The organism is Pseudomonas sp. 05N431 (assembly GCF_056397005.1).
In genome coordinates, this window is sequence record NZ_JBFTMN010000002.1 from 325,838 (window position 1) to 347,191 (window position 21,354).

The following is a 21,354-nucleotide window of genomic DNA, read 5'->3' on the forward strand; positions in this document are numbered from 1 at the left end:
TAATCACCAATCGGTTTACAGCAAACGGAAAAATTCGCTGTCAGAGGATTTTCTTGAATTTTAAGCAGTTGCGAAATTGCCTACAGTTAAATACTGTATGCACGTACAGCTTAATAAGGAGCACCCTGTGGCCACGACCTCTTCAGCAGCGACCAACCCTCCAGGCTCTTACGAACGACTCGGTTTGCGCGTTCAAAAAATCATCAACTCCCCGACCGCCCAAAAAGCCAAGGCTGCCCTGATCTTCCGCCTCCCCGACGAGCCGGTAGAGGAATGGGAACGCTTGCTCGAGGAAATCGCCGAGAACGACAACGTCACCCTCGCTTATCGCGACGATGGCGGCGTGCAGATTTTCTGGGTTGTGCCGAAGGAAGACTGAGTCAATGATTGTTCGCTGTTTTGCTTTGCTGTTGTTGCTCTTCGTTGTCGTCAGTGCTCAGGCCGATGCGCCTCGCACTTTCAACGAAGCGAAAAAGGTCGCCTGGACACTCTACGCCCCACAGTCCACCGAGTTCTACTGTGGCTGCAAATACACGGGCAATCGGGTCGACCTCAAAGCCTGCGGTTACGTGCCGCGTAAAAACGCCAAGCGCGCAGCACGTATCGAATGGGAGCACATCGTTCCGGCATGGCAAATCGGTCACCAACGCCAGTGCTGGCAACAGGGCGGTCGCCAGAACTGCACACGCCACGACTCGACCTATCAGCGCGCCGAAGCCGATCTGCACAATCTGGTGCCAAGCATCGGCGAGGTCAACGGGGACCGCAGCAATTTCAGCTTCGGCTGGCTCCCCGTGCAATCCGGGCAATACGGTTCGTGCCTGACGCAGATCGACTTCAAGGCCAGGAAGGTCATGCCCCGCCCATCCATTCGCGGGATGATCGCTCGCACTTACTTCTACATGAGCAAGCAATACGGTTTGCGACTGTCCAAGCAGGATCGGCAACTGTACGAAGCCTGGAACAAGACTTACCCGGCACAAAGCTGGGAGCGCCAACGCAATCAGCGCGTCGCGTGTGTGATGGGGCGCGGCAATGAGTTCGTCGGCCCCGTCGACATGAAGGCTTGTGGTTAATCAGGCGGAGTCAATCACTGAGCCGTGCTGTGCTCGATGACCATTGATTCAATATTCATCTTCTTCGCCTTGGCCAGTGCCGTAGTCAGCTCGACCTGCCTTGCCTCGGCTTCGGCTTTCGAGTTGAACGGCCCGACCAGCACCCTCTGCTTACCGTCTTGCGTGACCACGTAGGAAACAAAACTGTGTTCGATCAGCCAGCCAGTGAGATCGCTGATCGCCTGCACGGTCTCGCCCTGAACCAGAACATCCCATTGCGGGGCAGCTGCCACAGCGGGCGCAGAAACAACCGGTGCCTGAGGTTTTTTCGACTCCGCGGCCTTTTCCTGACCACATCCGGTCAACGCCAATACCGCGACCACCAACGCCAATTTGCGCACAACCTTCCCCTCTGAATGCCAAAAGCCAGGATTTTATCACCCGGGAATGCCCCGCGACCCGGTAAACAGGCCTCAAAACAACGAGAATGATGTTTCTCGCCTCTGTATAGTCGCACCTTGGGAATTAATGCAGCGTCTGCACGTCAGAAAGAGGCACCCAAACCGTGACACTTAGCACTAATCTATAGGTACTACCGACATCTGCATTGTCTGAGTCAGGTGCCCTACAAAGCTATCAAGGAGAAGATCATGCTGATACTCACCCGCAAAGTCGGTGAAAGCATAAACATCGGTGATGACATCACCATCACCATTCTGGGCGTTAGCGGCCAGCAGGTCAGAATCGGCATCAATGCCCCGAAAGACGTTGCGGTGCATCGCGAAGAAATCTACCAACGTATTCAGGCGGGCCTTACTGCGCCGGACAAGCGCGAAACCCCCTGAGCCCGTCAGCAATCAGTAGCCAGCCCTTTCTCTCACGGCAACGGCTGGCTAAAGATTCTGCGCGCCCTCCCCCTCCCGTCTCCATGACAACGGCGCAGCACCGACACCCCCGCCGGTGATGCCGATACTAACGGCATAGCCATGAACCTTGCTGTCAGACGCTTCGGATTCAGCCCGGTGAAAACCTCACAGCCGGCCTGGACGCTCCAATCCATAGCTCAGCAACGTTAGCCGACTATCCAAACGTCACACCTCGCGCCATGCCTGTCGCGGCCACGACCATCAGGATAATCAACAGTGCCTCGATATGACTGATCCGCGCAAAGAGACCGACACGCCCGACATCAATCGGCGCACCTCGACTCAAAGCGATCCGCCACTTGATCAAGACCACCATCGGTGCAATCTCAAGCAGCAGGATGATGACGAATAAAGTCACTTTCAGATGGAACAGCGGTTGATGCAGGTAATAGTCCGCCCCCTTTTCGTACCCGCCAAAGGCACGGATCCCGCCGGTAACCAGAAGAATCAGTGCAGAGATCCCCCAAAAGTTATCTGCCAGCAAAACACTGCGAGCCCCCGCACCCTCCGAGGTAACTCGACGAAAAGCCATACCACGCGTCAGAACTCCCCAGAGCGCCAGGCCATAAGCCAAGAGATGGACCGCGGCGAGAAACCATTGAACCAGCATCGAATTGCTCCCCATTCAAGACGAAAAATAATCGGCCTGTCAGTAGTAGCCGAAAATGCCTCGCTTCGCCGACAAGACAAACAAGCATCTTGCCCCGCCTTCAATTGGTCGCGATCAAACGGGCAGACAACTCTGTTTTATTCCGGCGTTTCGTCGCCATTCAGTTGATTGGGCTTGAGCCGCAGAGCACACTTGCATCAGTTGAAGGATCAACGCCCCTATCGATCAAAAGCCCGCCCACCTGCGGGTTTTTTTTCGCCTGTGTGATGGTCGTTACCCGACGCATGTGAAGAGCCCAGCGCGATGGCTGGGCTCAGTTTATTGCCGGTGTTCCATCATCTTGTCAGCAAGAATCCTGGCCCTGTCGACCAATAGACTCTGCCACTCATCGTGACTCGACTTCGAGCCCCCTATCGTCGGCGCCGTGAGATTGCTTTCGGCTATCAGCGCAGCACAAAAATACTGATCCCAAACGACTCTTTCTCCAGCCGTACGTCTGTTCATTTGGTCGGAGTTCATATGCGGCTCCTTTTGATGAGGTAGCCCAGCTATTTTACGCCCGAACCACGCACATGCCGCACTTGAGTTGGCAGTTGGCGCACGCCGCCCCAACAACCGATTCTCGCTCCAGGCAGGCTGCCAATCCCGAGCATCGGCAATCAACCAAAAACATTCGATTTCAAACAGGAACAGCTCCAGAAAGACCACCCTCAATTTGATTTTTGAGTGTGCCCAAGGCCGAAACGATTTGTTGACTGATCTGTGGGTTCGCTGCGATATCTGCCTCATCCATTCCTTTAGCCAGCAAGTCGACTGTTATCGAGGCGGGCTCGACAATAATCGCGGACATCGTTTCCAACACCAGCCTTAGCGCCGCTTGGGCGTGACTCGCCCGCGGCGATGCGTTGAAAAGTGCTACCGGCTTACCGGGGAACTCCTGACTGGCCACGAGCCAATCCAGTGCATTCTTGAACGAGCCCGGAATTCCACGAGCGTACTCAGGGCACGAAATTAGAATGCCGTCTGCCTCGGCAATAATCCCACGCAACTCTGCGACGATCTGCGGAGGATCGTCAGCCAGATCCGGATCGAAATGAGGTAATTGACCCACCTCCAGGTAGTGCCTGATCGACATCCCCTGAGGACTGAGTCTCTCGGCAGCACGCAGTAGCGCTGAGTTTGAAGAGGCTGCGCGAAGACTTCCTGAGATCGCAAGCAGTTGCACCATGTGTATACGCTCCATGATTTGGTGGACGAATGAATTGTCGCATACGCAGGCCAAAGCCATCTTTAGCGTGAGAGCAATCCCGATCGGCAGCCGCGCTCGATTGCATCGCAGTCAGTCGGCCTGGTTGTCATGGCAGATCTCGGAGGTAGAATTAGTGGTGGATTGTCGGCATCAGTGAGACTGAGTCCTTCGAGGGCAACACTATGCAAACCACTGAAGATGCAATCATTGCGGCAGCACGACAACGTGCCGCAAGCCGGGGAGATAACGAAGCCCTGGCTGCAGCTTCAGCACTCGAAGTCGTGGAAGCCCTGAAAAAGTCTTTAACGGGAGACAAGTACCAAGAGGCTCTCGAAAGGCTGTATCTCGAGTACACAACCTCCTGAGCTACCCCTACACTCACTGGCTGCACATTTCTGGATTGACCGTCGGCATCCACTCGAGAGTAGCCAGATCAATCAGCGTGAAATGGCCGCCCATCCAGCCGCCAGTGTCGATGTGATAGACATTGCCCAGCACCGCAGGCTGAAGGACCACCGTGTGGCCAACGATCACGGCCCTGATGCCACTGACACCAGTAGCGTTTTCGCTGGTAATGCGAGAACGCGACCACTGGCAGATAGTTTGCACACTACGCTGCATTGCACCTTGCTCCCGCTCAAGGGCGCCAAGCATTTGCGCCCAATCATCGAACGGGCAATCGGCATGCACGATTCCCACCGGCCCTATAGACGTCATTACTTCAATTGCGATAGGCAGCTCGGCGAACAGATCGACATAGAAGGCCTGCTCAGCGCCGGATAGAGCGTACAGCCACGCACCACCGTTGATTATGTGCAGGTAACTGGCCTGGCCTTTATGGCTGAGCCGATGGCCATCGACCGCCATTTGCTCATGATTGCCCTGCACGGCAAAGAACCACGGCTTGGCCAGCCACACATCAACGTCGGTAGATTCGGGGCCGCGGTCAACCATATCGCCAACACTGAAGAGTCGATCGGTTGCGGGGTTGAAGCCGACAGCATCAAGTGCCGCCTGAAGCCTGGTGAAATGGCCGTGAATATCACCCACGGCAAAGTCGCGGCCCGCGGTGTTGATTGTGAAACGCCGAACCTGGGTCATGCTGCCACCCTCGGTACCGTCTTAAGGCTCTGTTCAATCCAGTGTATTCGCCTCACTTGCGACTCTTATGCTACCCCCCTTGAAGGCTTCGAACTCAGCCATTTGCGAAGGCAAATGCTGACGTGGATATGTAGCACCGCGGTGGAAACGAGGACAAGCTCAAAACGGTGAAGGCGCTCACTACTGAGGTTTCTGTGCCAAACGCGAGTTTGAGGCGAAATCTTCAAGCAGTGGAGCGCGCCCAGTTCAGATTGGTGCAACACATTTGGCAGCCCCACCGCGTACAGCAGGTCTCGACTTACTGCTTGGTAGGTTTGTGTATCGGGAGCGTTGTATGTTTCGGTTTGTTTGGTGGGTTTACGTGACGCCTTCTATCGTCCTCACCATCTTCTCGGGCTGGCTTAGGTCCTGGCTTGATGTCGGTCAGCCGCTGCCGGTCTACTCACTTCAGTTTGCATGCTTGTGTGAATTTGTCTGTTTCTCGTGTAGATCCACCTGCGGACACGGTTCCAGACCATTTAGAGTCAAACTCTTCCGACTGGATTCCAAGTTGAATCACCGACTTCGCCTCACGAAGGTCAGCTAAAACCTTGAGGATTTCCTCTTTCTCGTGAGTGACGTACTGAGCGTAATCGTCATTACGTTTGGCGCTCTCTGCCGTGAAGTGATGAATCTCACCTTTGTCTACTTTGATGAGAAGCTTCCACGCTGAGCTGGTTCGCTCGCTCGGCCATTTTTCTTTCTGCAAGAGTGCGAGGGAGAGCCCCTCCGAATCGCAGTCGAATGCCACCATTTGGTTCGGGCTAATGTTGCCGAGAAGCATCGCTTTCTTGCCACCTGAGAAGATATCGTCTTCAGTGGAGGTACTCCAGTCGGCACTGGCAGCCGATGAAATGGAGATCCCAACAAATGCAATCGCTGCCGCTATCCCTGCTTTCATGTCGATACCCTTGAAAGTGATTGGTTGATCTTAGCGACTCTTTGGGCACCTTGCCATCACGTCACACTCTTGACCTGGAGCGGGGGGCATGGCGCTGTGGAAAGCTGTTTTGATTGGCTCTTGCAGGGGTAGGCTTGCTTGTACGCCATCATGATTAGCAGCGAGTCGTGCTCGTTGAGTAGCTTAGGATTGTCTTTCAAGAACTTGGTAACGATCTTCACTGACTGCCCACGGCTGACACCCTCGGAGCCAACTGGTAGGCAGAGCTTGAAATCTTTTGTCAGGCTGTCGTTAAGGATTAGTATCGATTCCGTCACACCTTGGACCATCCCGAAGCACATACCCGTGTCGTAATTCCCGCTAACTCCAGCGTCCATGTTCCTGACGGCTACCTGACAATGCTTGAGTAGCTGATTCCCGTCAGCCATGGCCTGACCGCATCCCATCGCCGCCACCAGCGCAACCGCTGCCGCTATCCCTGCTTTCATGGTGATTTCCTGATGTGTGCCCTGTCAGTAACAGTTGGTGTCGACTGTCTGACCGTAAGCGGTCGAAGTGCAGTGTGTTTGCTTTGGTAGTGCAGCTGGTTGCTGGACAGGTATCACATACGCCTTTTGTTGTTGATTCTGCTGATTCTGCAGGTTCAGTAAGAGCGCCTGAGCAGCACGTTGCTTCTGATCCGAGTTTTGCATTTGCTGGTCAGTGGCAATCTTCTTCAATTGGATACGGCAGTTCACATATGTATCCGTACCCGGCTGAGCGCCGAATGACTGGCATTCAGCATCATCGTTGCTCGCCTGATGCCCTTCGGCAACCGCAAGGTTCTTCAGGCTTTCTTGCCGAATTGCGTAACCCTTGGTCCCCGGCAGGCAGTCATCCCACGCAATGAGCCCTGTTGCACAGTCCATGGGGTGATTGGCACATCCTGCCAGAGCCAACAGTGCAACCGACGCCATCCATGCCTTCATGATGAAATCCTTGAGTGTGATCGTCGAAGCTTACCGCACGCATTGGCACGCAGCCATGACGTCACCCGCCAAAACAGTGATCGTAGATCGCTTGTACTTTCCACTCGACTGTATCCGTGAAGCCCTTCGTAATCCAAAAATTCCCCACCAAATCATCGTTACAGAGGAAAACGGGCGTTACTGCCTTACCGTCCTCGTGATTACAGATAGCCCCATAGCTGTCACCTCTACCTCCGGCTGCCTTGGGCAGATCAACAATCATGCTGCACTGATCCACAGAACCCGGCGTGTTGGTGTCGTGTAGGGACCGATTGAATCCCTTGATAACTTCTACAATCTTCTCAGGCTTGTCGATGGAAAATACATAGGCATGCGCAGGAGCGAAAATCATAAGCTCTCGTGCTGACGCATCAATCTGAATCAACGCCAGGATCGCTGCCGAAAACGCTGTCACCCATGCCTTCATGATGAGTTCCCTGTGAGTAGTCGCCAGAGCTTACAGCCCACCTTGGCAATCAGCCACTACGTCACAGCTTACCTCTAGAGCTCAGAGCCACCGGCGTACGCGCGCACAGTATCTGGCAAGACGGTGCTGCTCCAGCTACTGAAGACAGGTGGTGACACCTCACTAAAAGCCGCTGGACATGCCACAGAAAGGTTGCCAGCTTGAACCACCTCTCAGCTAACGGCACGGTGCTATTACATGTCGGATCTCACCTTCATATCTTCGTTCACGAACAACGTCTTGGTGATCTTTGACGGTCTCAGCGACGATGAGAAGCAGAACGGGCGCTGGCTTGAAGAAACAGTGAACGACTTCTCCGCCACAATCCATAGACCCGGTTACTGCACTCGATACCGCGTGTACGACGCCAAAGAGCTTTACGCAGTCCTCAAGATGGTTGAGGTAGATTGCAAGACAGGCATCACCAAGCCGGTTCTGCATTTCGAATGTCACGGGGACGCAGAGAAGGGATTATTTCTCGCCCGTAGCGGCGAGTACGTTGGCTGGCAAACCCTGTTGCGTCTGGTGTCAGGGATCAACACAGCCAGCGGGAACAACACAGGTTTGGTGCTGGCTTCTTGCCATGGATTTGAGATTACGAAGTTGGTGCGAATCGATCAACCGTGCCCCTTTCACTTTGTCTTAGGGTCAGACACCTCTGTGCAGGCCGGCAATCTCGACGACGAAATGACGGCGTTCTACCGAATGATTATGGCGACCGACGACCTGAATGCAGCCATGGGCGAACTTGGAGAACAGTACAAGAGCTTCCTTTGTACTGAATGGTTTTACCGTGAGTTTGCCGTTTTCGTGATCAAGCATTTTTCTGGGAAAGCGAAGTCCGCCATGACCGAAACCATTCTGGGCAACCTTGTTGCCATTAGAGGCAATAGCCGACTCAAAGATCTTCGCAAGAAGGTGAAGGATCACATCAGAACACCAGCAATCGCGTTTCGCGATACGTCCAAGATATTTCTTCATAACAAGCAACCAGTGAGCTACCCCCAGTTCGAAGCATTTGTGAATCAAGCTAACTAGCCCTTCTTTCTGGCGTTCACATTGCCCAGTGTGAACGAAGCCTATATTTTGTGAACGCTCTGCATGAAACCCAAGACAACAAAAAAGGGCCCACCTTTAGGTGAGCCCTTCTAGACCGCCCAGCAGAGCGGATTTTGTTTGGTAGGCACGATTGGACTCGAACCAACGACCCCCACCATGTCAAGGTGACCCCTAGACCTATGCAAGTTGTTGATACCTAAGGAAAAACTATTATTTTTCACGAGGTACAAAACAACCACATCACCCTATAAGAATCAATAACTTAGCGTTGTATATTCCTACAGTAGTTCCTCCTTTCTCCGGCGTTCTGCCAACCGAACACATCCCCTTCAAACACAAGACACCTTCCACAACTGATCGAGCCTGGTCGTGTAGCTCTGACTCATCATTTCGCGCCGCATCCCCCAGTCCGGATTGCTCGGCACGCTGGCCGAACGAAGCGTTCCCCTGCCCCATCGTTGATTGATCTCGTCCAGAATCCCCATCAGCTTTGTGGAGGCGCGCGAATGTGAACAAATGGTGACGTAGCAAGGCAGGCCGTTCGAGGATATTGGAATATTCAGGGCTGTATGCTGAATTGATCGCCCCGTGGGTAAGTGCACCATTGGCGTGTTTATGTGTATTGATAGCAATATCAGAGCTGACAAAGTCCAAAACTCCGCACCGTACCTTTAAGCCAAAACTGAATATTGAAATAATAAAATATAACCCTTTGCAATAACAAAAACACCTATTCAACCCATACTGGGCTACCGCTCATCTCTTGCCTACAAATATTTAAGATAATTATTTGACCCCCTAAACCTTTGGCCTATAGTTCAACTCGAAAACTGCTTAACAAAAGCCAATCCGCTGAGCATTTAATTCATCGCACCCCTCTAACCCAGACAAAGGAAAGTCATAATGGGAATTATTGTTGATGTACTAACCGTGATAGATGTAGACACCATCATTCAATACTACAACGAAAAGGGACACCCGGACATCAGCACTAACCGCAACCAACCAACTATGCTGAGCTACGATTTAGCCCAAAAAACAATCCACATGACTGCCAAGTTTAGCAACGGACTTCAACATCAAGGAACAGGCAACCTATATCTCCCAGTAGGAGTTGGCGATGTCATTCGATGGCGCGCAACAGACATCTCAAGGAACCTCGGCACTGCGGTGATACTAGATAAATTCAAAATTCTTAGTTCCAACCCCCCTGGAATTATTGACCAGCCTAGACTAACGCCAATCACTGACAACGTATCATCGCTTAATCCCAATAACCCAGACGGACCACCAATCCCACAGATGATCACTATAAATGCATGGGAGGCTACTGCAGGAGCCAGAGGCACCGTAATATACACATGGTCCTTTATTATCATCGACAGATTTAACAAAGTCGTTGGATGCTGCATGTGGGATCCAACACTCAACATCGAATAAACTGGATGACTATTAGGCAGCAAGACTCTCGCCCAACATAAATTGGGCGAGAGCCCTAGTACTGTTCACCTATTACGAAAGTCTATTTAGTACATACGCCACACTCGCAGCACTAAGTCGACCACCCTAAGCGCTGACATTTAAAGAAATCAATACTTGTAAAAAACCCAATTTGCAGAAACATCCATTGCATACGCTTGACACGCAGCCAGAGCAATCAGTCCCCGGTCGCCGTCGTCGGTGATGCCGATAATTCTTTGAGCATGCGCTGGGTCAAGTCGGGCGCGTGTTCCTCCATGAGCTGATGCAGCAGATGCCGGACAACTCAGTCGACAGCGTCGTGACCGATCCGCCCTACGGAATTCGGTTCATGGGCAAGAGCTGGGATGGCCGGGACATCGAAGACCGCGCCGCCTACCGTGCCAGCATGCCGTCACACGCTTCAGCGCGCGGGCCGAACGGCGGACACAGATCGGTTGCAGCCGAAGCAGGAAGACCGCCGCCGAGGCAGCCAAGGCGCTGAAGATGCACATCAAGTGTGTGCAGCTGATTGCTCAGGAAAACAACTTCAAGTTCGCCGCCCCCTCATGAGGCGGATCAACAAGATGGCCAGTGCGTGGCGCCGGCCAACCTGGCTGGGTTTGCCGGCTAGCGAAACCGAAGAGGTGGGCCATGGCCGAGGAAGAGCAGCAGCGCAAAGCCGCCTAACCCTCCCGCGTTGCCCACCAGCACCTACCCACGAGCCATTTAAATAAATCTAAATCACTTAGCGAATACCAGCCATTTTAAAGGGTCGAACTCACTTCTTGAACTGGCAGTAGCCTCAATCTTATCAAGAAGCACCGCTAAAAACATACGAACAGCAAAATCGAGATCTTCACACGTCATAAATTTACCGGCGTACTTGTCAATACCAGAAAGATCTTTCTCATATTTCACCCCCCACAAATCGCCGGTGTCAATATAAACTAGAGCGTCATTCCTCGAAATAAATTCATCTTTGAAACAAGCCTCCCCCAGATGAGGGATCTTCTTCGTAAAACCAAACATAGCGCAAACGGGGTAAAACTCGTCCGCCCCCCTTTCCGTTAAATGACTAGCTAACTTCAAGCCCATTTCATTGGTCGGATCGAATGATGCAACCAGTTTCGAGAACTGATTCATGGCAGATGAGTCAACGATACTTTTCACTTCAATAACTCGGACAACAGAGTCAATAGGGTACACACCACTGCCGTCCCGCTCAAAAATCGGGGGAAGTCTTCGTTTATCATAAATAACAATATCGACTTGAGGACTCTGACAACCGTGAATATCCACCACCACTCCCGATCCAACCCCGAACTGAACGGGAAGGAATTGGTTTAGCAGGCTTTTCACGAACGCTTCTCTAAACCCTCCCTTTTCACCGTTATGTTCAATACCAGCAGTCGCTAAAAACAATGACCTTAACTCATTAACTTTAGCCTTAAACATTGCCTCAAACATATGACCTCACCATAAAAAATTTCGACAGCAACAGTAGGTCTGCCTAATGACAACATCAATCAACCTGTTCGCTGGCTTCGACGGACGGAGCAAATCACGATGGCGCCTTCAACTGCTGGTTATTCAGAGCGCCGTGCGCGTTAGCGATTAGCCGTTTGAAGGCGCCATCTTGCTGCTTGCAGAAGTTGCTCGTTGAACAGTGAAGAAAATTTCGGCCTGAGCATTATGGCTTCAACGGTGAGATGCTCTTTGTTCTCGCGCAGTAGCTTCTGAAACCCCTCCTGAAAATCAGGTGATTGAACGAGCCTTATCGACGCCTCAACGGGATGTTGTGCTCGATTCATCGACTCCCATTTTGTCGGGTGGTAGCCGAATTCGTGGCACTCACGAATGGCATCGAGAATCGCTTGGGAAAACTCCGCTCTTAACTGCTCCATCTGATCGCTCCATGCCTACCAGGATGGCACATCGCCTTCCTGAGCATTCATCAATACCCCACTTCAACGAATAACGCCAGCCGGCGAGGCAGGCGCCTGACTGGAGATAACCTATGAGCATTCCAGCAAATGCTTTGAGCGACGAAGAGTGCCTGCACTACGCGGCGCTCGATCCGGCGGTCGCCGCCGAACTGACTCGGCGCCTCACCGCGCAGAGCATCGACCCGAGCGCAGAGCGTGAAGAGTTGCGCGAGGACGTCCGGCGCCTCGAAAGCCAGATTGATGACGACGCCAACGAACTGAACACCCTGCAGGACGATGCGGCAGAGGCCTGTACGTGGATCAAGCGAGCCATGGACCCGGAAGACCGGGAGCTTTCACTGAATGCGCTGCTGCAGAAAGCGCTCGACCGCCTGGAGTGATGCCATGAGCACATTTGCTGTATTCGGAATGAATGAGCACTTCGCCCGCGAGGAGGCGAAAAGGAAAGTCCGCGACTTCAAAATCAAGGATGGCCGCCGGATTGAGCTCTCGATGAGCCAGTGGCTCCAGGCGGTCGAGGATCGTGTCGTCAAGATCATGGACGGCAAGCGCATCGCCCAGCTCAGCAGCATGTTCGATGCCTCGCAGTACGCCGCCGACTACGCCGAGCGCCTTCGCAAACTGGGGCGCTGCCGCGACGTCATCATCAGAGCGAAGGTGAAGCTGCCGCAGAACGATGTGCGGAAAAAGTCGCCCACAAAGATCTCCTGGATGGACTATTCGCCAGAGTCGACTGCGGCGGCCTGACCCACCCTCACCTATTACGCTGAATGGTCTGTAAATAGGTCAATCGCCTGCCTGTAGGTGGCAAGCTATATTATCTGCCGCAAGCAAATAACGACCTCAAGCTTCTGCCTGTCGTCGGGAGTTCCTATTCGCTTCAGCATCGCTCGGGCGTCTTCCTCGATCGCCGCGAGTGCATCGATATCGCTTTGCAATCTCATGTCAGTCTCCCGTCAGGCTGCATCGAACATAAACCGATAGCCCACTTCAACGAATCACGCCAGCCTAAGGATATCTGCTACAAGCCGTAAACCGGCACAGGTACCTATCAAGCGAAGGATCTGTAAGCGTGCTGATGCCAAGAGTCATTCAATATCGATTCAATGAAATCTGAGAAGGCGAATTCGAACTCGGCCGACATTCCACGATCGCTAGACCTTCCATTGATGAACGCAAACTTTAAAAGCCCGTTTAACACCATCCCCATGACTGGCAGGACGCGCTTGTAATTATCGAAGGATATTCCAGAAGGTATTCGGTTATCTAAATACACTTGAACTTCGCTGACACTCAAGAATGTATACTTCATACACCCTGCCAACCACATGAAATCTCCTATCCACCTTTCTACTTCACGTCTACTTGGTTGTATTGGATTGCATGATAGATCGGCGAGCTTTGCAAAAGACCGTTGCCAGGACTGTATTTCTGAATTACCTACCTCACTGAATTCAAGTGCCGGATTTCTATTACACGGAAACATAGTTTCATACAGCTCATATCGCCGAAAAAACTTAATACCGAACTCAGACTCCATGCCATCTAGCCATTCATTAAATGACTCAACATGCATTTTGTGTGTTTGTCTTCTTATCGATATTGCAGTATCGAATGATTGCTTTTGTGCGGCGCTCGCGGCTCTCCATGCAGCAAATGCTGCTATTGCAGTAGCAACGGCAGACAGGATCGCGAACCAATCTACAAGCTTCACACCCTCAGCCGGCGGCGCACCTGCAAAGGCATGCGTGAACAAACCTCCGGCCAAAAAGAGACCAATGCATCCACCCCAGATCACCTTGTCCTTGGTCACAGCCTCTACCCTCCCCTGATCGAGTGACGAGTATGCCGAACTCTCTAATTTCCCGCGAGATATCCCATGCCCATTCAATACGGTTCTGTTTGCTCTGGCATCGAGGCTGCGACCATGGCTTGGCATCCACTGGGCATGCAGGCAGCCTGGTTCGCCGAGATCGAGCCCTTCCCCAGCGCGGTACTGGCTCATCACTACCCCAATACGCCGAACCTTGGCGACATGACCCGACTCGGTGCCCAGGTGCTGGCCGGCAAGATCGCCGCGCCGGACATCCTCGTCGGCGGAACTCCGTGCCAGGCCTTTAGTGTCGCCGGCATGCGCCAGGGCCTCACCGACCCGCGCGGCGCCCTCACCATCAAATACGTGGAGCTTGCAGATGCAACTGACTATGTTCGCGCCAGCCGAGGTGAGCCCGCCTCCGTTGTCGTTTGGGAAAACGTCCCCGGTGTCCTCAGTGACAAAGGGAACGCCTTCGGATGCTTTCTTGGCACGCTTGCTGGGGAAGACTGCGAATTGCAGCCTTCAGGGAAGAAATGGCCAGACGCTGGTTGTGTGTATGGACCCAAAAGAACAATCGCATGGCGGGTCCTGGACGCCCAATATTTCGGCCTGGCCCAACGACGCCGTCGTGTGTTCGTTGTCGCAAGTGCTCGAGACGGATTCGATCCCACCGAGGTACTTTTTGAGCGAGAAGGCGTGCGCCGGGATACTGCGCCGCGTAGAGGCGAGGGGCAAGACGTTGCCGGACACGCTCCATTCGGTCCTGCGCTCCAATGTGGATGCAGCTACCTGTTCACCGACGAGCTAGGCGAATGGGGCTGCCCGAACTGCGAAGGCGAGGAAGGGCCCGCAGTGAGCGTGTTGGCGGGTGTTCCGGCCTTCGGTGGCGAGAATTCGGAATCCTTGTTTCGGGCGGGCTCGCTCAATGCCCATGGCGTCCGTAACGACTTTGCGTCGGAAACCTTCTGCGTCCAGGAGGTGTACGACCAGGACGAGCACGGCATGCTGGTTGCCGGCCAGCAGTTGCGCCGCCTCACACTCATTGAGTGCGAACGTCTCCAAGGCATGACCGACAACTACACGCTGATCCCCTGGCGCGGCAAGCCTGCATCCGAATGTCCAGACGGCCCGCGCTACAAGGCGATCGGTAATTCCAAAGCCGTAATCGTGGTTCGCTGGCTCGGGATTCGGATCTTGCGACAGATTGAAGCCTGACCGATGTAAGTCTCCGGCATGAGCCTTCCCGCTTCAGAGAAGGCTCATCGTATCGCCTCTTATTTTCCGTTCTCGTTACTGGTTAAGGATTCAGGTATCGAAGGATTTCATTGATCAGCGTGATTGCCGCGCTGAGCAAGACCACCCACTCCGTAAGTTTCGCCATACATTTTCTCCGTGGGGACTTTCCCACTCGGAAATGCAGAACACAGACCTATAAACCTCCAACACAACTCTCTCCACCGCCCGGGCATGACCCGATATAGGACGCCCCACACCGGCGGGACCAACACCCAAGGTATACGTCATGGGAACCGGATAGCCAATGCGTCGCTAAGGATGTACGAGCAGCCTATTAGTAGAATGGCTGAAATAAAAATGAAAAATGCACCTGAAAAGCACCAGTACACAAAGCGGAGCTGACCGAAGTAACACTTCCGATCACCCCAAAGAACTGCTTGAACTGCACCAAAGATGCACCCGAGCCCCACTAACACAACGATTAGGGTGGCGGCTACCGCCCATGCAACTTGCCTTATATTCAAGCCTTCGAACATCGCATTCGCGGTCAGAAGTGACATGCCAGTAATTGATGCCACTGAGCTAACCACGCTTAAAACCTCAGACCATTTCATATCCGCTCCTTAGAAAAATTGCGGCGGATATTCGCATAACCACCCCAAAAAGCCACTAAATCAGCCGGTATAGCGGCAAGGACGAAGTCATGCCCAAACATAAGCCAGAACTGGCCAGCATCTACAACGTGTTCGGCCTCAGCTCCAACCATGAACTGTCGACCCTATTGGTCAACATCGAAAATACCAAGCGTTTTGCCGATCTGCTGCACGCCGTGGAGCGCGAGTTCTTCATGGTGCCTGGCGAGCCATCAGGCGAGCCCGAGGATGAGGGCGCGCCGATTGATGATGATTGCCTGGTCAATTGCAGGGGCTCAACGTCGGGCGACTACCTCAAGCAGTTCAAGGCGGCATTGCCGATCGCGGCGGCGAATTTGATACCGGACTATGAGGCGCCCGAAACCCGAGAGAAGTGGTCGCTCACTGGTGAAAACGGCTCCTGGGATTACGACAGCCTTGATGAACTGCTGAAGGACAACTACGGCCACGACAGCGATGGTGATGGGCACCCCGCCAGCTTCAGGCTTGGGCTGTATGCTGGCCATGCTCACCGGTGACGCTGCACCGAAGTTCAGCGGCTGCCTGGAGCGATTCGAGAAAGAATGGCTGACCACTAAGACCTATGCCGCCAGCACCCTGAAGGAAATCAAATTCAAGTTGGCCCGTTACCGCGAAGACCTTGGCGACCTGATGATGGGGCAACTGGATGTGCTTACGGTGGCTGAGTACCTGGATGGTTTCGAGAACAACGCCTACACGAAGCACCGGGGCCTGCTAGTCCAGGTGTTCGCTTTCGCCGTGGCCAAGGGCCTGTGCGATCGCAACTCCGCCGAGCTGACGCTGGTCAAGAAGGAAGCCGAGAAGAAGCGCCAGCGCCACACTGTCGAGGGGCTGAACACGATTCTGGAGTACGTGGGGACGCCGATCTGGCTGAAACGCGCCATCCGGTTGGGATTGCTGAGCCTTCAGCGGCGGGAAGACATTGTGATATGGCCGAAATCAGCCGTGGACCTCGAGCAGAACACCATCAAAGTGTCGCCCGGGAAGACGCAGAACTATGGGAAGCCAGTGCATCTGGAGATTGTCATGAGCCAGGCGCTACGGGAAGTCATCATGGAATGCATGAAGTCGCCGGTCGTCTGCCCGTACCTGATCCACTACTCACCGAAGGCACGCAAGCGGACTCAACTCGACGCTAAGTTGAATTGGAACGCGGTGACGGCGGACTACCTGACCAAGTCTTTCGCCCAAGCGCGGGACGATTCAAAGGCCTATGAAGACGTGCCGGCCGGTGAGCGCCCCACCTTCCACGAGATCCGTGCACTCGGCGCGTGGTTGTATGAGCAGCAGGGCTTTGCACAGGAGTACATTCAGGCTTTGATGGGCCACGCAGATGTGAAGATGACCGAGCACTACCAGGCAGGGCACGGTGATGAAACGGTGGTTTACATGAAGGTGAAGGCAGACCTAAAGGTGTAGCGCGGTGGTCGTTTGCCCAAAGTATTCCCAAAGTTTGCCCAATCGCAGGCAACAAAAAAGGGCCCACCTTTCGGTGAGCCCTTCTAGACCGCCCAGCAGAGCGGATTTTGTTTGGTAGGCGCGATTGGACTCGAACCAACGACCCCCACCATGTCAAGGTGGTGCTCTAACCAACTGAGCTACGTGCCTGCTGTGAGGCGGCATTCTACGGAATTCCGGAGGGGTGTCAACACCTTTTTTTCACCTAACCCTATGAATATGCAAAATATTTAATTTTGGTACGGCAAAGAAGATATTCCGGGTAGCTGGTAGTCGATTTTTAACTCAGGTAGGATCGGCGCACTCGTAAAATATATTAAACAGAGGCTGCAGGATGGCGAACATCCCTTATCCGGAATCCTATTACGCCGCGTCGGCCAACGCCGCCCCATCGCGCCCATTGCTGCAGGATGATGTAGAGACCGATGTCTGCGTTATCGGTGCGGGCTATACCGGCCTGTCCAGCGCACTGTTTCTGCTGGAGAGCGGGTTTCGGGTGACGGTCCTGGAGGCAGCCAAAGTCGGCTTCGGCGCCTCGGGCCGCAACGGTGGCCAGATCGTTAACAGTTACAGCCGCGATATCGACGTGATCGAACGCAGCGTTGGCCCCAAGCAAGCGCAAATGCTCGGTCAGATGGCCTTCGAAGGCGGCAAGATCATTCGTGACCGCGTGGCCAGATACCAGATCCAGTGCGACCTGAAAGACGGCGGCGTGTTTGCAGCGATCACCAACAAACAGATGGGCCATCTGGAGTCGCAGAAGCGCCTGTGGGAGCGCTACGGCCACACTCAGCTGGAACTCCTGGACAAGCGCCACATTCGCGAAGTCGTCGCTTGCGATCAATACGTGGGCGGCATGCTCGACATGAGTGGCGGCCACATCCACCCGCTCAACCTGGCCCTGGGTGAAGCCGCTGCTGTCGAGTCGCTGGGCGGGACGATTTACGAACAGTCACCCGCCGTACGCATCGAGCGTGGCGCTAATCCGGTGGTGCATACGCCTCAAGGCAAGGTGAGGGCCAAGTTCATCATCGTCGCCGGCAACGCCTACTTGGGCAATCTGGTTCCAGAGCTGGCCGCCAAATCAATGCCGTGCGGCACCCAGGTGATCACCACCGAACCCTTGGGCGATGAGCTGGCAAAGAGCCTGTTGCCTCAGGATTACTGTGTCGAGGACTGCAACTACTTGCTCGACTACTATCGCCTTTCTGGCGACAAGCGCCTGATCTTCGGTGGCGGCGTGGTGTACGGCGCCCGGGATCCGGCCAACATCGAAGCGATCATTCGACCGAAGATGCTCAAAGCCTTCCCGCAACTCAAGGATGTGAAGATCGATTACGCCTGGACCGGCAACTTCCTGCTGACCTTGTCGCGCCTGCCGCAGGTCGGACGCCTGGGTGACAACATCTATTACTCCCAGGGCTGTAGCGGCCATGGTGTGACTTACACGCACCTGGCAGGCAAAGTCCTGGCCGAAGCCTTGCGCGGTCAGGCAGAGCGCTTTGATGCCTTTGCCGACCTGCCGCACTACCCTTTCCCCGGCGGCCAGTTGTTGCGTACACCGTTTGCGGCGCTAGGCGCCTGGTATTACGGCCTGAGAGACAAGTTCGATTTCTGATTGATCGCGCTCACAAAAAAACCGCCAACTGGCGGTTTTTTTGGAACTGAACTCAAGCGCCACCTTGAAATAGCGAAAGCCAAATTCCAGAAACAAAAAACCCCGGTCTTTCGACCAGGGTCTTTGCTATCGATTCGAAGTAGCCAGTGGCTCTCTTCGTGCTTCAAGGCGTTCAGTGGGCCTTGAGGCAGATATGGCGCAGCGGACGGGACTCGAACCCGCGACCCCCGGCGTGACAGGCCGGTATTCTAACCGACTGAACTACCGCTGCGTATCGCTCAGACTTGCGTCTGTGTGAACCTTTGTCGGACTGAAGAGCTTGCAGGCTTTTCAATCTCAAACCGGGAAAACCCGATCTGGAAAATATGGCGCAGCGGACGGGACTCGAACCCGCGACCCCCGGCGTGACAGGCCGGTATTCTAACCGACTGAACTACCGCTGCGCGTCGGTGGAGGCTTTTTACAGCTTCCTTCCTGCTTTCGCAAGACTCAAGAAGTGGTGGGTGATGACGGGATCGAACCGCCGACATTCTGCTTGTAAGGCAGACGCTCTCCCAGCTGAGCTAATCACCCTTTGCTTCTCTGAGGCCGCGAAATTTACGCAGATACCGAAGCTAAGTCAATAGCCTGCTTGAAGTTTTTCTGAAAAAGACAAAATCATGTCATCTCCCTGGGCGCCAATCAGTGACACCCCCAACCTCAAGCCGTCTCCAGCCCTGCCCCGGCACCTCGGTTAATCGCTATAAATCATTTTCTTGGTCATGCCACCGTCGACCACAAACTCCTGGCCCGTGACAAACCCGGCATTCTTCGACAGCAGCCAGGCCACCATCGCCGCCACATCCTCGACCGTCCCCACCCTGCCCGCCGGATGCTGAGCATGATCTGCATCGCTCAGCGGTTCGGCACGTCGCGCTGCCGGATCACGCGTATCGATCCAGCCGGGACTGACCGCATTGACCCGAATCTCCGGCCCCAGGCTGATGGCCAAGGCGTGAGTCAATGCCAGCAAACCACCCTTGCTCGCCGCGTAAGCCTCGGTATCCGGCTCCGACTGCGCCGCCCGGGTCGAGGCCAGATTGACGATGGCGCCGCTGTGAGCACGCAGATAAGGCGCACAGTGCTTGGCCAGCAGCATGGGCCCGCTGAGGTTCACTGCCAGCACCCGATTCCAGTACGCCAGATCGAGGCTTTCCAGCGTGATGTTGTGCGGATCGGCGACAGCCGCATTGCACACCAGCGCGTCGATGCGCCCGAACTGCCCGAGCACCTCGGCGACGCCCTGCGCTACCTGCTGCTCATCGGCCACGTCCATGCTAATGAAGCAGGCGTTGTCACCCAACACCTTGGCAACCTTCGAGCCGCGCACCCGATCCAGATCGGTCAGCACCACCTGCCAGCCTTCGCTGACCAGCCAGGCGGCAATCCCCAGACCGATGCCGCGCGCAGCACCGGTGACCAGTGCAACACGGCCATTAGTGCCACTTGCAGGCGTGGACAACTCGATCACAAGGCAGCCAGCCCGCGCGCCAGATCCGCTTGCAGGTCAGCCACATCTTCCAGGCCGACCGCAATGCGGATCAAGCTGTCGCGAATCCCCGCCGCCTCACGCTCTTGCGGCGCCAGGCGACCGTGAGAGGTGGTGCTCGGATGGGTGATAGTGGTCTTGCTGTCGCCGAGGTTGGCGGTGATCGAAATCAAGCGCGTGGCATCGATAAAGCGCCAGGCGCCCTCTTTGCCACCCTTGACCTCGAAACTCACCACGGCACCAAAACCTTTCTGCTGACGCTGGGCCAATTCATGCTGCGGATGGCTCTTGAGGCCGGCGTAATGGACTTTCTCGATGCCGTCCTGCTGCTCCAGCCACTCGGCCAACTGCTGAGCATTGGCGCAGTGCGCCTTCATGCGCAGGCTCAACGTCTCCAGCCCCTTGAGGAAGATCCAGGCGTTGAACGGGCTCAAGGTCGGCCCGGCAGTACGCAGGAAGCCGACGATTTCTTTCATCTGCTCGCTACGACCGGCCACTACGCCGCCCATGCAACGGCCCTGGCCGTCGATGAACTTGGTAGCCGAATGCACGACCACGTCCGCACCGAGCTTCAGCGGCTGCTGCAAGGCTGGCGTGCAGAAGCAGTTGTCGACCACCAGCATCGCGCCCTTGGCGTGAGCGATTTTCGACAACGCAGCAATGTCCACCAACTCGGCCAAAGGATTGGACGGCGATTCGACGAACAGCAATTTGGTGTTGGCCTTGATCGCCGCGTCCCAGCCGGACAGCTCAGCCAGAGGCACGTAATCGACTTCGATGCCAAAACGCTTGAAGTACTTTTCGAACAGGCTGATGGTCGAGCCGAACACGCTGCGCGAGACCAGCACATGATCGCCAGCGCTGCACAGGCTCATCACCACCGCAAGGATTGCCGCCATGCCAGTGGCCGTCGCCACCGCCTGCTCGGCACCTTCAAGAGCGGCAATCCGCTCTTCGAACGAGCGAACGGTCGGGTTGGTGTAGCGCGAGTAAACGTTGCCCGGCACTTCGCCAGCGAAGCGTGCCGCCGCATCGGCAGCGGTACGGAACACGTAGCTTGAAGTGAAGAACATCGGATCACCGTGTTCGCCTTCCGGCGTACGGTGCTGACCGGCGCGTACGGCCAGGGTATCGAACGCTACGCCATCGAGGTCGCTGTCCAGCCGACCGGCATCCCACTCCTGACTCATGCTGTCACTCCTTG

27 protein-coding genes, 4 tRNA genes and 2 pseudogenes are annotated in these 21,354 nt (G+C 54.8%); 13 read left to right on the forward strand and 20 right to left on the reverse strand.

Features of this window, described 5'->3' with window-relative positions; translation table 11 throughout:
- Positions 1-97: 97 nt before the first annotated feature.
- Both AC1DIG_RS04495 and AC1DIG_RS04500 read left to right on the forward strand, forming a co-directional pair.
- Complete coding sequence (locus AC1DIG_RS04495; RefSeq protein ID WP_477766319.1) at positions 98-379, forward strand: DUF1654 domain-containing protein; 282 nt, start codon at positions 98-100, stop codon at positions 377-379.
- Between the two features lie 4 nt (positions 380-383).
- On the forward strand, positions 384-1,076 hold the full coding sequence (locus AC1DIG_RS04500) for an endonuclease (RefSeq protein WP_477766320.1): 693 nt from the start codon (positions 384-386) through the stop codon (positions 1,074-1,076).
- Positions 1,077-1,090: 14 nt separating this feature from the next.
- On the opposite strand, the gene AC1DIG_RS04505 is transcribed toward AC1DIG_RS04500, so the two are convergent.
- The gene (locus AC1DIG_RS04505) at positions 1,091-1,456 is read right to left on the reverse strand and encodes an SPOR domain-containing protein (RefSeq protein WP_477766321.1); all 366 of its coding nucleotides are present in this window, start codon (positions 1,454-1,456) and stop codon (positions 1,091-1,093) included.
- A 249-nt stretch (positions 1,457-1,705) separates the two neighbouring features.
- Between AC1DIG_RS04505 and csrA the strand changes: the two genes are divergently transcribed.
- Positions 1,706-1,900, forward strand: coding sequence for a carbon storage regulator CsrA (gene csrA / locus AC1DIG_RS04510; protein WP_007920550.1), 195 nt, complete (start codon positions 1,706-1,708; stop codon positions 1,898-1,900).
- Positions 1,901-2,135: 235 nt separating this feature from the next.
- Here the strand turns inward: csrA and AC1DIG_RS04515 are convergent, their stop codons facing one another.
- The 3 genes from AC1DIG_RS04515 to AC1DIG_RS04525 all read right to left on the reverse strand — a co-directional run bounded on the left by AC1DIG_RS04515 (position 2,136) and on the right by AC1DIG_RS04525 (position 3,819).
- On the reverse strand, positions 2,136-2,591 hold the full coding sequence (locus AC1DIG_RS04515) for a DUF2214 family protein (RefSeq protein ID WP_477766322.1): 456 nt from the start codon (positions 2,589-2,591) through the stop codon (positions 2,136-2,138).
- 318 nt (positions 2,592-2,909) lie between these two features.
- Complete coding sequence (locus tag AC1DIG_RS04520; RefSeq protein WP_054596642.1) at positions 2,910-3,110, reverse strand: hypothetical protein; 201 nt, start codon at positions 3,108-3,110, stop codon at positions 2,910-2,912.
- Positions 3,111-3,270: 160 nt separating this feature from the next.
- A complete protein-coding gene (locus tag AC1DIG_RS04525; RefSeq protein ID WP_477766323.1) occupies positions 3,271-3,819 on the reverse strand; it encodes an NADPH-dependent FMN reductase in 549 nt (182 codons plus the stop codon).
- A 203-nt stretch (positions 3,820-4,022) separates the two neighbouring features.
- Between AC1DIG_RS04525 and AC1DIG_RS04530 the strand changes: the two genes are divergently transcribed.
- On the forward strand, positions 4,023-4,205 hold the full coding sequence (locus AC1DIG_RS04530) for a hypothetical protein (RefSeq protein WP_477766324.1): 183 nt from the start codon (positions 4,023-4,025) through the stop codon (positions 4,203-4,205).
- A 13-nt stretch (positions 4,206-4,218) separates the two neighbouring features.
- On the opposite strand, the gene AC1DIG_RS04535 is transcribed toward AC1DIG_RS04530, so the two are convergent.
- The 5 genes from AC1DIG_RS04535 to AC1DIG_RS04555 all read right to left on the reverse strand — a co-directional run bounded on the left by AC1DIG_RS04535 (position 4,219) and on the right by AC1DIG_RS04555 (position 7,315).
- Positions 4,219-4,941: a metallophosphoesterase gene (locus AC1DIG_RS04535; protein ID WP_477766325.1), complete on the reverse strand. Its 723-nt coding sequence runs from the start codon at positions 4,939-4,941 to the stop codon at positions 4,219-4,221.
- Positions 4,942-5,383: 442 nt separating this feature from the next.
- Positions 5,384-5,881 carry a hypothetical protein gene (locus AC1DIG_RS04540; protein WP_477766326.1) on the reverse strand — a complete coding sequence of 166 codons (498 nt, stop codon included), beginning with the start codon at positions 5,879-5,881 and terminating at the stop codon, positions 5,384-5,386.
- A 56-nt stretch (positions 5,882-5,937) separates the two neighbouring features.
- The gene (locus AC1DIG_RS04545; protein WP_477766327.1) at positions 5,938-6,369 is read right to left on the reverse strand and encodes a Rap1a/Tai family immunity protein; all 432 of its coding nucleotides are present in this window, start codon (positions 6,367-6,369) and stop codon (positions 5,938-5,940) included.
- Positions 6,370-6,393: 24 nt separating this feature from the next.
- A complete protein-coding gene (locus AC1DIG_RS04550; RefSeq protein ID WP_477766328.1) occupies positions 6,394-6,849 on the reverse strand; it encodes a hypothetical protein in 456 nt (151 codons plus the stop codon).
- 61 nt (positions 6,850-6,910) lie between these two features.
- Positions 6,911-7,315 (reverse strand): hypothetical protein, encoded by a 405-nt coding sequence (locus AC1DIG_RS04555; RefSeq protein ID WP_477766329.1) that lies wholly within the window; start codon positions 7,313-7,315, stop codon positions 6,911-6,913.
- Between the two features lie 237 nt (positions 7,316-7,552).
- Here AC1DIG_RS04555 and AC1DIG_RS04560 point away from each other — a divergent pair, with 237 nt between their 5' ends.
- A complete protein-coding gene (locus AC1DIG_RS04560; RefSeq protein ID WP_477766330.1) occupies positions 7,553-8,392 on the forward strand; it encodes a hypothetical protein in 840 nt (279 codons plus the stop codon).
- Positions 8,393-8,742: 350 nt separating this feature from the next.
- Here AC1DIG_RS04560 and AC1DIG_RS04565 read toward each other — a convergent pair.
- Positions 8,743-8,904 (reverse strand): annotated as a pseudogene (locus AC1DIG_RS04565) (DUF4113 domain-containing protein); the annotation flags it as partial.
- Positions 8,905-9,316: 412 nt separating this feature from the next.
- Between AC1DIG_RS04565 and AC1DIG_RS04570 the strand changes: the two are divergent.
- Positions 9,317-9,853, forward strand: a complete 537-nt coding sequence (locus tag AC1DIG_RS04570) for an AidA/PixA family protein (RefSeq protein WP_477766331.1) — start codon at positions 9,317-9,319, stop codon at positions 9,851-9,853.
- Between the two features lie 304 nt (positions 9,854-10,157).
- Positions 10,158-10,349 (forward strand): annotated as a pseudogene (locus tag AC1DIG_RS04575) (site-specific DNA-methyltransferase); the annotation flags it as partial.
- 266 nt (positions 10,350-10,615) lie between these two features.
- Here AC1DIG_RS04575 and AC1DIG_RS04580 read toward each other — a convergent pair.
- Positions 10,616-11,341: a DUF6602 domain-containing protein gene (locus AC1DIG_RS04580; RefSeq protein WP_477766332.1), complete on the reverse strand. Its 726-nt coding sequence runs from the start codon at positions 11,339-11,341 to the stop codon at positions 10,616-10,618.
- Positions 11,342-11,481: 140 nt separating this feature from the next.
- Positions 11,482-11,778, reverse strand: coding sequence for a hypothetical protein (locus AC1DIG_RS04585; RefSeq protein WP_477766333.1), 297 nt, complete (start codon positions 11,776-11,778; stop codon positions 11,482-11,484).
- A gap of 113 nt (positions 11,779-11,891) precedes the next feature.
- On the opposite strand from AC1DIG_RS04585, the gene AC1DIG_RS04590 reads away from it, so the two are divergent.
- Both AC1DIG_RS04590 and AC1DIG_RS04595 read left to right on the forward strand, forming a co-directional pair.
- Positions 11,892-12,200 (forward strand): hypothetical protein, encoded by a 309-nt coding sequence (locus AC1DIG_RS04590; protein WP_477766334.1) that lies wholly within the window; start codon positions 11,892-11,894, stop codon positions 12,198-12,200.
- Between the two features lie 4 nt (positions 12,201-12,204).
- Positions 12,205-12,567, forward strand: coding sequence for a hypothetical protein (locus AC1DIG_RS04595; protein ID WP_477766335.1), 363 nt, complete (start codon positions 12,205-12,207; stop codon positions 12,565-12,567).
- A 304-nt stretch (positions 12,568-12,871) separates the two neighbouring features.
- Here the strand turns inward: AC1DIG_RS04595 and AC1DIG_RS04600 are convergent, their stop codons facing one another.
- A complete protein-coding gene (locus AC1DIG_RS04600) occupies positions 12,872-13,633 on the reverse strand; it encodes a hypothetical protein (protein ID WP_477766336.1) in 762 nt (253 codons plus the stop codon).
- Positions 13,634-13,699: 66 nt separating this feature from the next.
- On the opposite strand from AC1DIG_RS04600, the gene AC1DIG_RS04605 reads away from it, so the two are divergent.
- A complete protein-coding gene (locus AC1DIG_RS04605; protein ID WP_477766337.1) occupies positions 13,700-14,851 on the forward strand; it encodes a DNA cytosine methyltransferase in 1,152 nt (383 codons plus the stop codon).
- 305 nt (positions 14,852-15,156) lie between these two features.
- Here AC1DIG_RS04605 and AC1DIG_RS04610 read toward each other — a convergent pair whose 3' ends face one another.
- Positions 15,157-15,486 (reverse strand): hypothetical protein, encoded by a 330-nt coding sequence (locus AC1DIG_RS04610; protein WP_477766338.1) that lies wholly within the window; start codon positions 15,484-15,486, stop codon positions 15,157-15,159.
- Positions 15,487-15,575: 89 nt separating this feature from the next.
- Between AC1DIG_RS04610 and AC1DIG_RS04615 the strand changes: the two genes are divergently transcribed.
- Positions 15,576-16,043, forward strand: coding sequence for a hypothetical protein (locus AC1DIG_RS04615; protein ID WP_477766339.1), 468 nt, complete (start codon positions 15,576-15,578; stop codon positions 16,041-16,043).
- Entirely contained in the window at positions 16,021-16,965 is a 945-nt protein-coding gene (locus AC1DIG_RS04620) for a tyrosine-type recombinase/integrase (RefSeq protein ID WP_477766340.1), read from the forward strand. Before AC1DIG_RS04615 ends, AC1DIG_RS04620 begins: the two co-directional genes overlap by 23 nt.
- 112 nt (positions 16,966-17,077) lie before the next feature.
- Here the strand turns inward: AC1DIG_RS04620 and AC1DIG_RS04625 are convergent.
- Positions 17,078-17,154: transfer RNA gene (locus tag AC1DIG_RS04625), tRNA-Val, on the reverse strand.
- 184 nt (positions 17,155-17,338) lie between these two features.
- Here AC1DIG_RS04625 and AC1DIG_RS04630 point away from each other — a divergent pair.
- Positions 17,339-18,622: an NAD(P)/FAD-dependent oxidoreductase gene (locus tag AC1DIG_RS04630; protein ID WP_477766341.1), complete on the forward strand. Its 1,284-nt coding sequence runs from the start codon at positions 17,339-17,341 to the stop codon at positions 18,620-18,622.
- Between the two features lie 194 nt (positions 18,623-18,816).
- Here the strand turns inward: AC1DIG_RS04630 and AC1DIG_RS04635 are convergent.
- The 5 genes from AC1DIG_RS04635 to AC1DIG_RS04655 form a co-directional block, all read right to left on the reverse strand.
- Positions 18,817-18,893 (reverse strand) — tRNA-Asp (locus AC1DIG_RS04635).
- 95 nt (positions 18,894-18,988) lie between these two features.
- Positions 18,989-19,065: transfer RNA gene (locus AC1DIG_RS04640), tRNA-Asp, on the reverse strand.
- A 54-nt stretch (positions 19,066-19,119) separates the two neighbouring features.
- Positions 19,120-19,195: transfer RNA gene (locus tag AC1DIG_RS04645), tRNA-Val, on the reverse strand.
- A 160-nt stretch (positions 19,196-19,355) separates the two neighbouring features.
- Positions 19,356-20,132: an SDR family oxidoreductase gene (locus AC1DIG_RS04650; protein ID WP_477766342.1), complete on the reverse strand. Its 777-nt coding sequence runs from the start codon at positions 20,130-20,132 to the stop codon at positions 19,356-19,358.
- On the reverse strand, positions 20,129-21,340 hold the full coding sequence (locus tag AC1DIG_RS04655; protein ID WP_477766343.1) for an O-succinylhomoserine sulfhydrylase: 1,212 nt from the start codon (positions 21,338-21,340) through the stop codon (positions 20,129-20,131). The genes AC1DIG_RS04650 and AC1DIG_RS04655 overlap by 4 nt, the downstream gene beginning before the upstream one ends.
- Positions 21,341-21,354: the final 14 nt, after the last annotated feature.

Bases quoted from the DNA above. Each gene is read 5' to 3' on its own strand.
- AC1DIG_RS04595 (WP_477766335.1), top strand. From the start codon at position 12,205: ATGAGCACATTTGCTGTATTCGGAATGAATGAGCACTTCGCCCGCGAG.
- AC1DIG_RS04515 (WP_477766322.1), bottom strand. From the start codon at position 2,591: ATGCTGGTTCAATGGTTTCTCGCCGCGGTCCATCTCTTGGCTTATGGC.
- csrA (WP_007920550.1), top strand. From the start codon at position 1,706: ATGCTGATACTCACCCGCAAAGTCGGTGAAAGCATAAACATCGGTGAT.
- AC1DIG_RS04535 (WP_477766325.1), bottom strand. From the start codon at position 4,941: ATGACCCAGGTTCGGCGTTTCACAATCAACACCGCGGGCCGCGACTTT.
- AC1DIG_RS04615 (WP_477766339.1), top strand. From the start codon at position 15,576: ATGCCCAAACATAAGCCAGAACTGGCCAGCATCTACAACGTGTTCGGC.
- AC1DIG_RS04655 (WP_477766343.1), bottom strand. From the start codon at position 21,340: ATGAGTCAGGAGTGGGATGCCGGTCGGCTGGACAGCGACCTCGATGGC.
- AC1DIG_RS04605 (WP_477766337.1), top strand. From the start codon at position 13,700: ATGCCCATTCAATACGGTTCTGTTTGCTCTGGCATCGAGGCTGCGACC.
- AC1DIG_RS04560 (WP_477766330.1), top strand. From the start codon at position 7,553: ATGTCGGATCTCACCTTCATATCTTCGTTCACGAACAACGTCTTGGTG.
- AC1DIG_RS04540 (WP_477766326.1), bottom strand. From the start codon at position 5,881: ATGAAAGCAGGGATAGCGGCAGCGATTGCATTTGTTGGGATCTCCATT.
- AC1DIG_RS04545 (WP_477766327.1), bottom strand. From the start codon at position 6,369: ATGAAAGCAGGGATAGCGGCAGCGGTTGCGCTGGTGGCGGCGATGGGA.
- AC1DIG_RS04570 (WP_477766331.1), top strand. From the start codon at position 9,317: ATGGGAATTATTGTTGATGTACTAACCGTGATAGATGTAGACACCATC.
- AC1DIG_RS04550 (WP_477766328.1), bottom strand. From the start codon at position 6,849: ATGAAGGCATGGATGGCGTCGGTTGCACTGTTGGCTCTGGCAGGATGT.
- AC1DIG_RS04630 (WP_477766341.1), top strand. From the start codon at position 17,339: ATGGCGAACATCCCTTATCCGGAATCCTATTACGCCGCGTCGGCCAAC.
- AC1DIG_RS04620 (WP_477766340.1), top strand. From the start codon at position 16,021: ATGCTGGCCATGCTCACCGGTGACGCTGCACCGAAGTTCAGCGGCTGC.
- AC1DIG_RS04580 (WP_477766332.1), bottom strand. From the start codon at position 11,341: ATGTTTGAGGCAATGTTTAAGGCTAAAGTTAATGAGTTAAGGTCATTG.
- AC1DIG_RS04500 (WP_477766320.1), top strand. From the start codon at position 384: ATGATTGTTCGCTGTTTTGCTTTGCTGTTGTTGCTCTTCGTTGTCGTC.
- AC1DIG_RS04495 (WP_477766319.1), top strand. From the start codon at position 98: ATGCACGTACAGCTTAATAAGGAGCACCCTGTGGCCACGACCTCTTCA.
- AC1DIG_RS04555 (WP_477766329.1), bottom strand. From the start codon at position 7,315: ATGAAGGCATGGGTGACAGCGTTTTCGGCAGCGATCCTGGCGTTGATT.
- AC1DIG_RS04525 (WP_477766323.1), bottom strand. From the start codon at position 3,819: ATGGTGCAACTGCTTGCGATCTCAGGAAGTCTTCGCGCAGCCTCTTCA.
- AC1DIG_RS04530 (WP_477766324.1), top strand. From the start codon at position 4,023: ATGCAAACCACTGAAGATGCAATCATTGCGGCAGCACGACAACGTGCC.
- AC1DIG_RS04520 (WP_054596642.1), bottom strand. From the start codon at position 3,110: ATGAACTCCGACCAAATGAACAGACGTACGGCTGGAGAAAGAGTCGTT.
- AC1DIG_RS04610 (WP_477766338.1), bottom strand. From the start codon at position 15,486: ATGAAATGGTCTGAGGTTTTAAGCGTGGTTAGCTCAGTGGCATCAATT.
- AC1DIG_RS04585 (WP_477766333.1), bottom strand. From the start codon at position 11,778: ATGGAGCAGTTAAGAGCGGAGTTTTCCCAAGCGATTCTCGATGCCATT.
- AC1DIG_RS04590 (WP_477766334.1), top strand. From the start codon at position 11,892: ATGAGCATTCCAGCAAATGCTTTGAGCGACGAAGAGTGCCTGCACTAC.